This window comes from Gluconacetobacter asukensis (assembly GCF_014174375.1).
In the GTDB taxonomy this organism is placed as follows: domain Bacteria; phylum Pseudomonadota; class Alphaproteobacteria; order Acetobacterales; family Acetobacteraceae; genus Gluconacetobacter; species Gluconacetobacter asukensis.
In genome coordinates, this window is sequence record NZ_JABEQE010000008.1 from 194,652 (window position 1) to 209,358 (window position 14,707).

A 14,707-nucleotide genomic window follows, 5' to 3' on the forward strand; every position below is an offset into this window, starting at 1 on the left:
TTTCATGTTCCGGGCTCTCAGGCTCTCAGGTGTCATCAAGGCCCTGGTTCCTCTTGTCCCGATCGTCGCCCTGTCCTCCCCCGCCCTCGCCGCCGACGCCCCGCCCGCGCCCCCCGCGATCGACACGGGCGACACGTCATGGATGCTGGTCAGCACCGCGCTGGTGCTGATGATGACGATCCCGGGCCTGGCCCTGTTCTATGCCGGCATGGTCCGCCGCAAGAACGTGCTGGCGACGCTGATGCAGTCCTTCGCGATCTGCTGCATCGTCACCATCGTCTGGATGGTGGCCGGCTACAGCCTGGCCTTCGGCACCGGCACCCCCTATATCGGCGACCTGTCGCGCGTCCTGCTGAACGGCATCGGCGCGCATATCGCCAAGGGCGCCGATATCGGATTCACGATGGGCGCGGGCACCCCCAACGCAGTCACGATGACGATCCCCGAAAGCGTCTGGATGATGTTCCAGATGACGTTCGCCATCATCACCCCGGCGCTGATCGCCGGTGCGTTCGCCGAACGCATGAAGTTCAGCGCCCTGTGCGTCTTCACCATCCTGTGGTCGCTGGTCGTCTACTCGCCGATCGCCCACTGGGTGTGGAGTCCGCTGGGCTGGGTCGCCGGCCTGGGCGCCATCGACTTCGCGGGCGGCACCGTCGTGCATATCAATGCCGGTATCGCCGGCCTCGTCACGGCCCTGGTGCTGGGCAAGCGCAAGGGTTATGGGCAGGACGATCTGTCGCCCTTCAACCTGACCTATGCCGTCATCGGCGCGTCGCTGCTGTGGGTGGGCTGGTTCGGCTTCAATGCCGGTTCGGCCATCGGCGCCAACGGCCGCGCGGGCATGGCCATGACCACGACCCAGATCGCCACCGCCGCCGCCGGCCTCGGCTGGATGCTGGCCGAATGGGCCCGCCGCGGCAAGCCGACCGTGCTGGGCATCATCTCCGGCGCCGTCGCCGGCCTAGTCGCCATCACACCGGCGGCGGGCTTCGTCCTGCCGGGCAGCGCGCTGATCATCGGCGTGGTGGCCGGCGTGGTCTGCTTCTGGGCCGCCACCTCGCTCAAGCACATGCTGGGCTATGACGACAGTCTGGACGCGTTCGGCGTGCACGGCATCGGCGGCATCATCGGCGCATTGCTGACCGGCGTGTTCGCCTATGGACCACTCTCGGCCACCGATGCCAATCCCGGCGGCATCATCGGTTCGTTCGCGCAGTTCGTCTCCCAGGCCAAGGCCGTGGGCATCACCATCGTCTGGTGCGCCGTGGCAACTTTCATCCTGCTCAAGATCGTTGACCTGACGATCGGCCTGCGCGTCACGGCGGACCAGGAAGAAGAAGGGCTGGACATGACCCTTCACGGAGAACGCATCAACTGAACGACAAGATTCAGGCGCCACTTCGTCACTAACACAGAGAGGGGGAGGGTTACTTCCCCCTCATAATAAAGAGAGGGAACGAAGCGTGTCGAACTTAAGAAAACAATCTCGTTTTTCTATTTCGCTTTTTCTCACGGCAAGTGGTCTCGTTCTTCCTGCGGCGGCCCAGGCCCAGGTTGCGGTATTCAGCAATTCGTCAAACAAGTCGGGCTTTTCCCAATGGCTCAATGATGTCACCCTGGTCGGCCAGATCGAGGGTGGAATCATGGCCAATCCGGCCCGCCCCGATAACGGAATCAATTTCGGCAACTTCCTCGCCGACCATGCCAACCAGGTCCAGCTGAACCAGCTCGAATTCACGCTTTCAAAAGCCATCGACCCGAGCAAGAGCGAATATCAGATCGGCTTCACGCTGGAAGGGCTCTACGGTTCCGATGCACGCTATTATCATCTGCTGGGCGTCTCGGATCGCGCATTCTCGAACCGCTATCAGCTGATCCCGGCCCAGGCCCATGTCGACGTGCATCTGCCATGGCTGACCAGCGGCGGCCTGGATATGCAGGCCGGCATTCTCCAGGCGCCGATGGGGGTCGAAACGCTCGATCCCACGACGCGTCCCTTCTATACCCTCGCCTATACATCCGAATATTCGGTGCCGTTCGAACATGTCGGTGCGATGTTCAAATGGCATGTCATCCCGATCCTCGATGTCACGTTCGGCGTCGATACCGGCAATCAGACCACGTTCGGCAAGAGCGACCCCAACCATGAAGCGGCGGGATATTTCGGCTTCAACCTGAACGGACTTGCGGGCGGCAAGCTCAACATCATCGAACTCAGCCGCATCGGTCCGGAAAATGCCGTTGCGGCCTTCGGTCCACGCGCGGACAGCGACATGCGGTACTGGAACGATATCAACGCCGCGTACCAGATCAACGACAAGCTTTCGGTCACGGGCGAGTTCAATTATCTGCATGATGAGGGCCTGCGGGCCGACACCTACAGCTTCGTGAGCTTCCTCAGCTACAAGATCACCCCATCGCTGACCTTCAACTATCGTGGTGAAATCTACCGCGACAATACCGGTCAGTTCGTCCTCAGCTTCCTGAACAACACCGCGTACATGACCGCCTTTACGGGCGCCGCGGTCCCGCTGGAGGCAGCGCCTCCCACAACCTATGGCGCGCTGACCCTCGGGGTAACCTACAGGCCAACTCTCGGCCATGGGGTCCGTGTCTTCGAGCTGCGGCCCGAAATCCGCTTCGACCGGTCGCTGAACGGAACCTCTCCGTTCAATGACGGTCGCAATACAGGTGTGTTCACCTTCGGTATGGACGGCGTACTCGGTTTCTAACACCTGGGAACCAGCCACACTGCCCAGCTTCGGCGGCAGTGTGGCACCAGAAACCGCAAGGAGCCGGCGCGGGCATGCCAGGGGCCTGTCCGCACCGCTTCAGCCGCTCGGGGACGGGCGAAAACGCATCTCGATCCCGCTCCCCACGAGAAATTGCTCCATTCGCGTTCGAAAGGCCGGCGTCGCGGTCTGCCAGGCATTCTCGAAATGCCGGCGCGCCCGGATCATCTCGCCTTCCGCCAGAAGAAAGCGGGCGAGATTGAAATGCCCGCGAAAATCGCCACCCTCGGCGGCGCGGACATACCATGCCCGCGCCTGGACCAGATCACGCGTCACCGCCCATCCATCTTCATAAAAACCGCCGATGATGTTGAAGGATTTGCAGTGTCCCCGCGCGGCGGCCCGCCGGAACCAGGCCAGCGCCCGCACATGGTCGGGCGGCCCGTCCCAGCCCAGGCTCAGGCCGGTGGCATAATTGTACATGCCCCAATCCAGGCCGGCACAGGCGGCCCGACGATACCAGCGCAGCGCCTCGGCCGGGGCGGCAGCCATGCCCCAGCCCAGTTCGCAGCAGCGCCCGACCATGTTGCACCCCATGGCACTGCCCTGCCGCGCCGCCGCCAGAAACCACCCCAGCGCCGCGCGCGCGTCGCGGGGCAGCAGCACACCATCCAGCAGGATCTGCCCCAGCGCGAGCTGCGCATCGGCCAGCCCGCCGCCGGCCAGGTCGCAGATCGTCGCGACACAGGCCGTCGTCTGGTCGGGTTCAGCCTCCCGCATTGCGCCGGTCAGAAATGCGCGTTCAGGTTCACCAGCGCCGTCCGGCCCGGCGCCTGCATTGCGTAATGCGCTGCATAAGCCTGGGTGAAATAGCGCTTGTTGGCGAGGTTCTGGATGTTGAGCTGAAGGCTGTAGTGCTTCATGAATTTGTAATTCGCCATGACGTCGAACCGATAATAGCCAGGGACGAATTTCGGCGCAGTCGGGGAGTCCGTGCCGTACACCTTGCTCATGTAATAGACCCCGCCCGCAATCGTGAGAGGCTCGATGACGCGATAGGTCGTCCACAGCGCCAGGCTGTTCTCCGGCGTATTCGGCGCATGACGCCCGTCCATCAACCCGGCCGCAGCACCGGAACCGCCGGCCTTCAGCAGCCGCGCGTCCAGATACGTGAAGCCGCCATTGATCGACCAATCGCGGGTGATCTGTCCGTTCAGACCGACCTCGAAGCCCCGAACCCGCTTGGTGCCCCCGTTGTCGATTCCGCCCGTCGAGGTGGTGATCTTGAAATTGGTGGCGTCGATCTGGAACAGCGCACCGGTTACCATCAGCCGGTTATGCAACAGATTCCATTTGGTGCCGACCTCGATCGTACGGTCGCGTTCCGGCTTCAGAACGGCACCGATATTGCCCGTCCGGTCCGCTCCCAGGCTGATATCGTCCGAACCCTGACCGACCGAATTGCCCGGCGGGATCGCCGACGTGGCGTAAGAGGCGTAGATCGAGCCATTGGAACGCGGCTTGTAGACCAGCGCGCCCTGGTAGGTGAACAGATTGTCGCCACGCCCATATTCGCCGGTTGCCGCGCGATAGGTGCTCTGCACATTGTCATAGCGCACGCCGACATTAGCCTGCAGTTGCTTGAGCAGCGTGATCGTGTCGAACAGATAGACCGCCTTGGTATCGAAGCGCGTACTGTTCGGATTACGCGTCCGCCGGATGTCGCCGGGCCACAGATCGTTCGGGTTCGGATTGAACAGCGAGGTACAGGTGCCGGACGATAAAGCCAACGCCGTCGCGCAATGGGTGAAGCCGGTGCCCGACGTCACGTTTTGCCCGTTGATATAGGCGGTATCCGTGTCGTTCTTGCCCTGCTCGCGCGTAAATTCCGCACCGGTGGCGAACTGGTTCTTGAACCCTGCCAGATCGAACGACCCATAGAAATCAGTCTGATTGGTCGCCGTATCGAAAGTCGAGATGCGACTGTTCAGGCGGCGGTAGACATACCCGTAATAGATATTGCCCTGACTGTCGTCTGGCTGCGTCCACATGTCGTTCTGGGTGGTCTCCGAGTAACGCGTGGTATTGCGCAGATGCAGGGTACTGCTGAAATCATGCTCCAGGCGCAATGTCCCCATGTCGATGCCGTCCTGATTGGCATCGCGATTCTTCAGCCCATACCATGTATCGAACGGCACATTGACCGGCTCGCCGTTCCCGGTCGCCATAACGCGTGCCGTACCATCCGTGCGCGGGTTGAAGGTCGGGTTGTTGTACGGAATACCGACATTGGGCACGTCGTCATTCTGCATGTGGTAATACATCACGGTGATGCGGTTCGGCGTTCCAAGCCCGAACGACAGCGACGGCGCCACGCCATACCGGCGATAATGGGTGGGCCCGCGCCCCGCCACGCCCTGGTCGTCGCCCATCAGGTTCAGCCGGAAGGCGCCCGTATCCGTGATCCGCCAGTTCCCGTCAAACGTGCCGCGCTTGTAATCAGCATTACCGAAGCCGAGATTGGCATCGATCGCGTTCTTCAGGGTCGGCATCTTGGTGTTGATCAGGATCGCACCGCCGGCCCCGCCCCGCCCGGCGATGGCCCCGGTATCGCCCTTGACGACTTCGATCGATTCCACGTTGAACGTCTCACGCGACTGCGCGCCGACATCGCGCAATCCGTCGACAAAGGTGCTCGACTGCGCATCGAAACCACGCAGGAACGGCCGGTCGCCGACCGGATTGCCCCCCTCACCCGCGCCCATCGTGATACCGGGCACGTTGCGCAACGCATCGGCCAGCGTGTTCGACGCGGTCTGGGTCAGCAACTGGCGCGAGATGATCGAAACGCTCTTGGGCGTATCGATCAGCGAGGCGGTAAATTTCGGCGACATGTCATGCCACATGCCCACGACTTCGATGTGCTCGTGCCGCGGGTTGGGCCGATCCTGATGCGCCTTCTTCCTTTCCTCGTCGGTCAGCTTGTCCGACGCCGCCACACCCGGCGTCGCGGCCAGCCCCTGCGACCCGATCATCGCCATCGCCAGACCACACAGGACCTGACCGCGTTGGGGCGACACCTGCTGCGCCGCACGCCATTTTCCAGTGACACCCATTCGCCGGGGTTTCCTCAATGTCATACATGAAAATGCGAACCACTCGCATTAACAGCGTATGTTTCATGAGAGGTACAAAGCGTCAAGAAATTCATTTACGACAAAAAATGTCTTGCTCGCTCCCGACGGAGCAGTCTCGCCGGGGGCTACACCAGAACACTGAAATCTCTAGATAATTTCAGGACACTCTCGCTCGGAGCCCGACCGGAAATGTGGACTGGTGAGCGAGAGTGCCGCACAGCGGCACGCCCGTCATATGTTTCCGAGTAACCTGCAGGTCATGAAGATCGGAGCGGAGCGGCCTTGTGGGCCGCCCGCCACGAAGCACAGGAAACCCCCGTCAGGCCGCCGCCAGCGGGGCTTTTGAAACGGCCTTCAGAGTTCGCACCATTGGCGCATGAGGTTATGATAACAATTCACCAGTTCCAGCACGGCAGGATCGTCATCCGCCAGACGCGTGCGCAGATCCATGATCGTGCGATCCAGGTCGAACAGGATTCGCCGCCGCTCCACGTCCCGGACCATCGATTGCGTCCAGAAAAACGACGCCCAGCGACTGCCGCGCGTGACCTGGGTCACATCATGCAGCACCGTGGTGTCGTAGACGATCATGTCCCCGGCCGGCAGCTTGATCTCCTGCACGCCCGAGGCATCGTGTATTCTCAGCTCGCCCCCGTCATACTCTTCCGGATCGGTCAGGAAAAGCGTCGAGGAGACATCGGTGCGGATACGCATGCCGCCGGAATTGGGGATCGGCCGGATGGCATTGTCCACATGCGCGCCGAACGACATGCCCTCGTCATAGCGGTTGAACAGCGGCGGCACGACGCGCAGCGGCACGACCGCACTGTTGAACAGATTGTTCCGCCCCAGCGCACGCAGCACGATCTCGCCCAGCGAGCGATGCAGCGGATGGTCCAGCGGGATCTGGAGATTGTTCTTGGCCGCCGCCGATTGCGGCCCCGCCGTCACCCTCCCATCCGCCCAGTTCGCCTCGGCAAGCGCGCGGCGACAGTGAAGAAGCTCATCGGCCGAGAGAACATTGGGGATATGCAGCAACATGGCGGTCTCGATCTATGGCGCTTGCATGGTCCGCGCCCGGACGAACGGCAACGCCCCATGCGGGCGACATGCAAGATCGCTGAATAGCTTGATTGCGACAGATTATCAATTGCACAAATGCCCCGGTCATGGTTTGTAGCGCCAAGCGTCAACCGTCACGGGTTCCCTACAGATGCGGCTTCTCGACACCCTGAAAAAGACCGCCATCCAGCGCCGGCGCGACAGGGACACACCGCCTCCCCTGCCCGATTTCATCGACGAAATCCGCATCCGGGCGGCGCAGGGCCATGTTCCGGAGCAGGTGTGCTGGGGCGACATCCTGCTCGACAGCATCTATGTGCCGTCCAACCCGCAACAGGCGCGACGGTGGTATGAAATCGCCGCCTCCGCCGGCTACGCGCCCGCCCATAACATGCTCGGGCGATGCCATCATTTCGGATGGGGCGGCCCGGTCGACCTCCCGGCCGCCGCCGCCAGCTACGAAACGGCAGCGCGCCTGGGCGACCTCTGGGGATGCTACAATCTGGGCATCATGACGATGCGTGGCCTCGGCATGCCGGCCGATCTACGCCGCGCGCTGGCACTGTTCCGCAGCGCCGCCGAACGCGGACACGCCAAATCGATGAACCTGGTCGCCCGCTTCACCGAAGAGGGCTGGCACACCGAACGCAACCCCACCGCGGCCCTCACATGGTACCGTCGTTCGGCCGAAGGCGGCGATTATCGCGGACAGCATAATTATGCATCGACGCTGCTGGCGATGGGCAAGCGTGCCGAGGCCCTGGACTGGTGGCGGCGCGCGGTCGGCGATGCGACATCGGACGTATTGCTGGCCATGGAGCGCACCCTGCACGCCCTCGGCCCCGACGGAGACACGGCCCTCTTGAGCCAGGTCCGCGATCGCCTCGATACCCTCGGCATCCCCCGCCAGACAGACGACTGATCGGGTCGAGGCCTTATCCCTGCCGCAGCAGATCCAGCATCCGCGTCGCGGCGGCAGGCACCCCCCGCTCTTCCAGCCGCCCTCCACTGACAGGGCGCTCCACCCCGGTGGTTCCGGGGAACGAGAGCGGCAGCCCACGCACGGCACGCGCGGCCAAAAAACCGAAGCACTGGGCCTCCAGCGCGTCGCCGTTCCATCCCACGGCCTCGACCGGTTCGACGACAACGCCCAGCGCCTGCCGCAAGCCCTCCATCAGCACGGGGTTACGACGCCCACCACCACAGACCAGCCAGCGGCGCGGCGCGAATGGCAGAGGCAATTCCGCCACCGCCCGAACGGTAAAGGCGGCAAGCGTCGCCGCCCCATCGGCCGGCGACAGATGCGCCAGCAGGTCCATGGCACGATGAAACGACAGGCGATCGAGCGATTTCGGCGCCGGCCGACGGAAGAACGGGTCGCCCATCAGGTCCCCCAGAACCGCCTCATCGACCCGCCCCGCCCTGGCCAACGCCCCGTCACGATCATAGGGCACGCCGGTATGGCGCATCGCCCAATCATCCAGCAGCGCATTGCCCGGCCCCACATCGCAGGCCAGCAACTCTCCCGACGCCCCGAGCAGCGAGACATTCGCCACCCCGCCGATATTCAGCACGGCCAAAGGATGTTCCAGCCCAAGGGCCAGGGCCTGGTGAAAGACCGGCACCAGCGGCGCCCCTTCGCCCCCCGCGGCAAGATCCGCGCTGCGAAAATCATGCACGACCGGCACCCCGGTTTCCGCCGCCAGCAGGCCGGCATCACCGATCTGCCAGCTTCGATGCTCCTCCGGACGGTGCAGGATCGTCTGGCCATGGAAACCGATCAGATCCGCCGGCCAGTCCAGAGCGCGAACCGCCGCAACATGCAGGCACGTCAGATCATGCTCGACAGCCAGCAGTTCCGGATCATCCACCCGCAGGGTCGCCGCACGATCGAGAATGGCCCGGGTCCGCGCCCGAAGCTCGGGCGGAAAGGGAACGGTCGTCGTCGGCCCGGCCGCCCCGACCATGATACCATCCGTCTCGATGGCGGCGGCATCCACCCCGTCCAGCGACGTGCCACTCATCAGACCGATCACCCGGACCATCGAACCTACCTCCCGAAACAGTCTCGAGATTATCGCATCGGGATCAATGGCGGAACATGGCCGTCATGCAGCCATCCGGCGCGCGACGCCGATACCCTCACAGATAGCGCAGGCGAACTTCGTCGATGGCGTGCGACCGCCCCTTGCGCATGATCAACCGCGCGCGTTCACGCGTGGGCAGGATATTGGCTTCCAGATTGGGCAGGTTGATCCGGTTCCAGATCTGCCCAGCGACCCGTTTGGCCTCGGCCGGCGACAGGTCGGCATAATGATGGAAATAGGAAGTCGGCTTGCGGAACGCCGTGCACTGCAACAGCAGGAACCGCTCCACATACCACGATTCGATATCGCTGGTCGTGGCATCGAGATAGATCGAGAAATCGAAATAATCCGACGCCACCATCGACCGGTCGGTACCGGTCTGCAGCACGTTCAGCCCCTCGAAGATCAGGATATCCGGCCGGTCCACCGTCTGGAAACAGTCAGGCACGATGTCATAGGCCTCATGCGAATAGAGCGGCACCTGCTGCAACCGCTCGCCCGCCTTGACGGCAGCGAGGAAGGCGATCATCCGCCGCAGGTCGTAGCTCTCCGGAAAGCCCTTGCGCTGCATCAGGCTCCGTTCCTCAAGAACCCGCGTCGGCAGCAGAAACCCGTCGGTCGTCACCAGGTCGACGCGCGGATGATCCGGCCAGCGCGACAGCACGGCCTGGAGCAGGCGGGCAAAGGTGCTCTTGCCCACACCCACACTGCCGGCGATACCAATAATGAACGGCACCGAAATGCGCGGACACCCCAGGAACGCGCTCTCGACCATGCTGTTCAGGCCGCGCGAGGCCATGACATACAGGTTCAGCAGGCGCGACAGAGGCAGATAAACCTCGGTGATATCGGCCAGCGACACCGGCTCGTTCCGGCCGCGCAGCGCCGCGATCTCGTCCTCGGACAGCGAGAGCGGCACGTTGGCCCGCAACGCCGCCCAGTCGGAACGCGAAAAGGTCAGATATGGAAGCGGTGGATCGCCGTCCCGCGACACCGACCCCCACGGAGGCATCCGCAGCATCATGCTCTATGCCCGGACCGGGCAGATGCCGCCAGGTTTCGTGCCAACCGTCATGAATCCGCTTCCCCAGGATGGACCGTCATTCCGGCCTCGTTCAGCGCGGCGTAACATCAACGCCTGGAGCGATCCAGTGGACCCCACGCCCCTCCGCCCCCGCATTCGGCCTCTTCGGTCAAAAAAAGGCACAAAACCGCCACATTCCGGCCGTCTCATGACACAGACGTGACTCGGGGCCCGATGGGAAACGCGCGCGGAACCCGCCGCCAGCGCCCATTTCCAATCAGGCACCGTGGCCTATTGCCCCCTCACCGTCTGCCCACGGCCACGGGCGCCATAACTCACCTGCGTGTCCGGGATCACATAATGCCCGGCATCTTCCTTCTGCCCGTCGTCCCCGGCGGCATTGGAATCGAACCCGGAAGCAATCATCTGCATGCCCCACGCATCGGGAAGCGGCTGATAATCCGGCTGCCGCCCCGCCGGCGCGGCAGACATCGGCTGCGACCCATCATGCTGCCGGCCGGCCGCCGCGGTCTGGGTCGCGCCCGGCCGCTCCTGCCCGCTGAACAGGGTCAGGGGCGGCACATCGATCGACTCCCCATCCGGCCGCTTGAACCCGCAGGCCGTCAGACCGGCCAGCAGAGCCAGCAATGCGAGGCCACGCGGCCCCGCGTGCCGGCTCATCGCCCCGCGCCGGTTACTCGGCGTCGGCAAGATCCTGTTCGCCGGGAGAGACCAGCATCGCCTCGGCCACCACGCCCGCCTGCTCGCGCACGCGCCGTTCGATATCGGCCGCCATCTCGGGATGGTCGCGCAGAAACTGCTTGGAATTCTCCCGCCCCTGGCCGATCCGCTGACTGTCATACGAGAACCAGGCCCCCGATTTCTCGACGATGCCCGCCTTGACGCCCAGATCGATCAGCTCGCCCATCTTGCTGATCCCCTCGCCATACACGATGTCGAATTCGACCTGCCGGAACGGGGGGGCCATCTTGTTCTTGACCACCTTGACGCGGGTCTGGTTGCCCACGACCTCGTCCTTGTCCTTGATCTGCCCGATACGGCGGATGTCCAGGCGCACCGAGGCATAGAATTTCAGCGCGTTCCCGCCCGTCGTCGTCTCCGGGCTGCCGAACATGACACCGATCTTCAGGCGGATCTGGTTGAGGAAGATCATCATGGTGTTGGAGCGCGAGACCGTGCCGGTCAGCTTGCGCAGTGCCTGGCTCATCAGCCGCGCATGCAGGCCGACATGGCTGTCGCCCATGTCGCCTTCCAGCTCCGCGCGCGGCACCAGGGCCGCGACGCTGTCCACCACCAGCACGTCGATGGCGCCCGAGCGCACCAGCGTATCGGCGATTTCCAGCGCCTGTTCACCGGCATCCGGCTGGCTGATCAGCAGATTGTCGACATCGACCCCCAGCTTGCGGGCATAGCCGGGGTCCAGCGCGTGTTCGGCGTCGATAAACGCGCAGACGCCACCCTTCTTCTGGGCTTCGGCGATCGCATGCAGCGCCAGGGTCGTCTTGCCCGAGCTTTCGGGGCCGTAAATCTCGACGATGCGGCCACGCGGCAGGCCGCCGATGCCCAGCGCGATATCCAGCCCCAGCGAGCCGGTGGAGACCACATCCACCGCCTCGTTGGCGCGCTGCCCCAGGCGCATCACCGATCCCTTGCCGAACGCACGTTCGATCTGGCTCAGCGCGCCTTCCAGCGCCTTGCTCTTGTCAATGCCCGGTGCCTGCGCCATCGCCTTCAATCCCGTTCCGATATCATGAAAACCCCGGGTCCTGCCCGCCGCGCCCCGGCGGTCCCGACCAAACGAAAACTAGAACAAAACATGATCATCCACAAGCGGCCACACCGGACCCGGCACCGGTCCTCAGTCCGATCCCACCGACAGGCCGGCCGAACGCGCGTCGGTACCACCGGCACAGCTCCCTTCGCCCCCCGGCAGCCCCGCCGGGCAGGAAATCGCGTTGATGCGCCCATCCGCCGTCACCGGCCGCGCACCCGGCTTTTCGCCCGCCAGCACCTGCTTCATTTCGGCCGCGACCGCATCGGCGGCGTCATTCTGCCCCGATCCGGTCACCGCGGCCCGGAACCTGCTGCCTTCGCTGGCGATCGCAGCCGTCAGCAGCGGCGGCGGCAGGCGGCGCGGCGACGCCCCCATCACAATGCCCGTGCTCCCTGCGACACGGCCGATGCCGAACAGATTATCCATCGTCAGGCTGCACGCCACCGCCCCGCCATGCCGGTCGACCACGGCAAACGAGGTCGAAGCCGGCAGATGCGGCAGCGTTCCACCGGCCGGAACCGTGCCGGAATCGACCACAGCCTGCGCCCTGGCAATCAACTCGGCGCCCGATTGCGCACCCGCCGTCTGGCCGCGCCAGGCGGCAACCGCCGACTGGCCGGCACGATCGCTCTGGCCGCCTTCATTCAGGGCCCGGAAGGCAACCGCGCTGCCCAGCCCGCCATCGGCCGGCGGCGGCAGGAAACTGACCCGCACCTCGCCCACGCGCACCGTCAGCGGATCGGTCTCGACCGGAACGGCACCGCGCAGGTCCGCCACCGTCAATCCACCCCCCGCGCCCTGGCTGCCGGCGACGAACGAGCGCGCCAGCGCCCCGTTATAAAGGTCGCCCACCCCCATGCTGCGGATCTGTTCCAGCACACCGGTCAGGCGCTGCTGCACCAGGGCGTCACCCTCGGCCAGCACCTTGCCGTCGCCCCGGCTAAAGATCGCCCGCGCGCCCGGATCAGCCAGCAGCGGCCCCTGGACGGCCGCCAGGTCCGTGGCCAGTGCCCGGCTGACCGAAATGCCGCCACGCGCCAATTGCATCGCCGGCGTCAGGGTTTCGGCGAACTCCACGCTGCCATAGCGCAGATGCATCAGATACAGCCCGCGTGCCAGCATCGGCGCCGCCGCCGGGCGGTCGACCGGCGCGCTCCCCGGCTCGGGCGTCGTCGATCCCGCAACCGGAAGGAACAGGAACGCCCGACCGCCGTCGGATTCGCCGGGGCGCCACGCCAGGCAGGCGCCGCCCGCCCCCAGCGAGGCCCGCGACGGCAGCGTGACCGCCAGCGTCATCCCCAGCGCCGCCGCCGCGTCGGCGGCATTGCCGCCCCGCGCCAGAACGTCGCGGGCAACCATGGCGGATTGCGGCTCGTCCGAAACGACATTGCCGATATAGCCAGTCAGGTAGGTCGGCCCCTTCGGCATGTCGGACCCGCCGCCGAACAGGGCGTGGCTGGCCGATCCCAACGGGTCATTGAAGGACTTGACCGAACATCCGCCAAGCGCCGTAGCCAGGACCGTGGACAGCAGCAAGGCCCCGCAACGGCGCAACGGGTGGTTCAGGGGACGTTCACGCACGCACAGATTCTCCATTACCGCCGTCATGCCCCGAGGATGAAACCACCGGGCTATCGGGAATTAGCGGTCTTCGGGAGCATCGGCAACTCGCCTTGTCCCCCGGCGCTCTTCCGCGCCACCCCATTCTGCTCTACAGACAGCCCCGATACGGAACCCGAGCGCCGGAGGCCGCCCTTGTCTTTTTTCTCGTCCCGCAGCCTCGCCAGGCTCCGCACGGCGCTTCCGGGCGCCCTCGGCATGATGCTGGCCCTGTCGTCCGCAGCCCCCGCCCGTGCCGATGACAGCGGATTCACCCCGGCCCAGCGCAAGGAAATCGTCGCCATCGTCCGCGACGCGCTGAAGACGGACCCCTCGATCCTGTCCGACGCGATCGCCGCCCTGCGCGCCGGGGCCGAGGCACAGGAACAGACTCGCACCCGCGACGCGCTGGCCACCAACCGGGCGGCCCTGACGACGCCGGCACCCAGCGACGCGATTCTGGGCGCCCCCCGGGCCCGGACGACGGTGCTCGAATTCTACGATCCGCGCTGCCCCTATTGCCGCAAGGTGCTGCCCGACCTGGACCGGCTGGTCCATGACGACCCCGACGTGCGCATCGTGGAGAAAGTCGTGCCGGTGCTGGGCCCGGCCAGCCTGCTGACGGCACAGGCCATCGTCGCTGCCGCGCTGCAGGGCGGCCAGGATGCCTATTTCCGCATGCAGCGCGCCATCATGACCGACACCACGAAGCCCGACGCCACCCGCATCCGCCTCCTGGCGAAACAGGCCGGCCTGGACCCGGACCGCCTGGTGTCGGACATGGCCGGTACCGCCGTCGCCGCCACCCTGCGCGCCAATTCGGAGCTGGCCGAGGCCATCCACCTGGAAGGCACGCCCACCTTCGTCTTCGACGCCCGCTACATCATCCCCGGCGCTGTGGATTACGACGCGCTGAAGGCCGCCATCGAGAAAACCCGGCATAGTTGAACCAGGCCCGTCATTCTCCATAAACGGCGCGGGCGGCATCGATGGCCGCTCCCGCCGGCGGCGCATAGCCCTCGGCCCGCAAGACAGCCTCCAGCGCACCGAGCGTAATCAGCACCTTGTGCCGCATCGCATTGTACCCCATCGCGCCGATCCGCCAGACCTTCCCCGCCAGCGGCCCGAAGGCGGTGCCGATCTCGATCTCGAACTCCCCGCGCATCCGGGCCCGCACCCGCTCGCCATCCACGCCGTCGGGGATATAAACCCCCGTCACATTGGTCATGCGGTAGGCATCCTGGCCATACAGGCTCAGCCCCATGGCC

General features: G+C 65.0%; 12 protein-coding genes and 1 pseudogene. 4 read left to right on the forward strand and 9 right to left on the reverse strand.

Going from position 1 to position 14,707, the window contains the following annotated elements; translation table 11 throughout:
- The first annotated feature begins 4 nt into the window (after positions 1–4).
- Positions 5–1,381 carry an ammonium transporter gene (locus HLH35_RS11195; protein ID WP_182979199.1) on the forward strand — a complete coding sequence of 459 codons (1,377 nt, stop codon included), beginning with the start codon at positions 5–7 and terminating at the stop codon, positions 1,379–1,381.
- Between the two features lie 85 nt (positions 1,382–1,466).
- On the forward strand, positions 1,467–2,735 hold the full coding sequence (locus HLH35_RS11200) for an outer membrane beta-barrel protein (RefSeq protein WP_182979200.1): 1,269 nt from the start codon (positions 1,467–1,469) through the stop codon (positions 2,733–2,735).
- Between the two features lie 99 nt (positions 2,736–2,834).
- Here the strand turns inward: HLH35_RS11200 and HLH35_RS11205 are convergent, their stop codons facing one another.
- The 3 genes from HLH35_RS11205 to HLH35_RS11215 form a co-directional block, all read right to left on the reverse strand.
- A complete protein-coding gene (locus HLH35_RS11205) occupies positions 2,835–3,515 on the reverse strand; it encodes a tetratricopeptide repeat protein (RefSeq protein ID WP_182979201.1) in 681 nt (226 codons plus the stop codon).
- Positions 3,516–3,523: 8 nt separating this feature from the next.
- Positions 3,524–5,851 carry a TonB-dependent receptor gene (locus HLH35_RS11210; protein WP_182979202.1) on the reverse strand — a complete coding sequence of 776 codons (2,328 nt, stop codon included), beginning with the start codon at positions 5,849–5,851 and terminating at the stop codon, positions 3,524–3,526.
- Between the two features lie 375 nt (positions 5,852–6,226).
- Positions 6,227–6,913, reverse strand: a complete 687-nt coding sequence (locus tag HLH35_RS11215; RefSeq protein ID WP_182979203.1) for a Fe2+-dependent dioxygenase — start codon at positions 6,911–6,913, stop codon at positions 6,227–6,229.
- Between the two features lie 172 nt (positions 6,914–7,085).
- On the opposite strand from HLH35_RS11215, the gene HLH35_RS11220 reads away from it, so the two are divergent.
- Positions 7,086–7,856 (forward strand): tetratricopeptide repeat protein, encoded by a 771-nt coding sequence (locus tag HLH35_RS11220; RefSeq protein ID WP_182979204.1) that lies wholly within the window; start codon positions 7,086–7,088, stop codon positions 7,854–7,856.
- Positions 7,857–7,869: 13 nt separating this feature from the next.
- On the opposite strand, the gene HLH35_RS11225 is transcribed toward HLH35_RS11220, so the two are convergent.
- The 5 genes from HLH35_RS11225 to HLH35_RS11245 form a co-directional block, all read right to left on the reverse strand.
- Positions 7,870–8,979: an anhydro-N-acetylmuramic acid kinase gene (locus HLH35_RS11225; RefSeq protein WP_182979205.1), complete on the reverse strand. Its 1,110-nt coding sequence runs from the start codon at positions 8,977–8,979 to the stop codon at positions 7,870–7,872.
- A gap of 97 nt (positions 8,980–9,076) precedes the next feature.
- Complete coding sequence (coaA, locus tag HLH35_RS11230) at positions 9,077–10,045, reverse strand: type I pantothenate kinase (RefSeq protein WP_182979206.1); 969 nt, start codon at positions 10,043–10,045, stop codon at positions 9,077–9,079.
- A gap of 291 nt (positions 10,046–10,336) precedes the next feature.
- Complete coding sequence (locus tag HLH35_RS11235; RefSeq protein ID WP_246385028.1) at positions 10,337–10,726, reverse strand: hypothetical protein; 390 nt, start codon at positions 10,724–10,726, stop codon at positions 10,337–10,339.
- Between the two features lie 13 nt (positions 10,727–10,739).
- Entirely contained in the window at positions 10,740–11,792 is a 1,053-nt protein-coding gene (gene recA, locus HLH35_RS11240; protein WP_182979207.1) for a recombinase RecA, read from the reverse strand.
- 132 nt (positions 11,793–11,924) lie between these two features.
- The gene (locus HLH35_RS11245) at positions 11,925–13,448 is read right to left on the reverse strand and encodes a gamma-glutamyltransferase (RefSeq protein ID WP_182979208.1); all 1,524 of its coding nucleotides are present in this window, start codon (positions 13,446–13,448) and stop codon (positions 11,925–11,927) included.
- 147 nt (positions 13,449–13,595) lie between these two features.
- Between HLH35_RS11245 and HLH35_RS11250 the strand changes: the two genes are divergently transcribed.
- Complete coding sequence (locus HLH35_RS11250) at positions 13,596–14,387, forward strand: DsbA family protein (protein ID WP_408870118.1); 792 nt, start codon at positions 13,596–13,598, stop codon at positions 14,385–14,387.
- 10 nt (positions 14,388–14,397) lie between these two features.
- Here the strand turns inward: HLH35_RS11250 and HLH35_RS11255 are convergent.
- Positions 14,398–14,707, reverse strand: a pseudogene (locus tag HLH35_RS11255) (alanine--glyoxylate aminotransferase family protein); the annotation flags it as partial.